Origin of the sequence: Microbacterium sp. B19, from assembly GCF_000333395.1 — a bacterium.
Lineage (GTDB): Bacteria > Actinomycetota > Actinomycetes > Actinomycetales > Microbacteriaceae > Microbacterium.
In genome coordinates, this window is record NZ_BADA01000338.1 from 1 (window position 1) to 213 (window position 213).

Consider the following 213-nt stretch of genomic DNA (forward strand, 5'->3'; position numbering starts at 1 on the left):
GACGAGGCGGGCACCTTCAGCTGGTGGGATTACCGTGCCGCTGGCTTCCGCCGCAACCTGGGCCTGCGCATCGATCTGACCCTGGTCTCCGACGCGCTGAAGGGCAGCGCGGTGGCCTCGGGCATCGACCGCGAGCCGCGTACCTGGGAACGCCCGAGTGACCACGCGCCGGCATGGGTGCAGTTGGGTTGAACGAACGGGGCCCGGCGATTG

General features: G+C 70.0%; 1 protein-coding gene. It reads left to right on the forward strand.

What is annotated here, in order from left to right; translation table 11 throughout:
* The coding region (locus I5G_RS22195) for an endonuclease/exonuclease/phosphatase family protein (protein ID WP_036327939.1) at positions 1 to 192 on the forward strand (192 nt) is incomplete at its 5' end.
* Between the last annotated feature and the right edge of the window lie 21 nt (positions 193 to 213).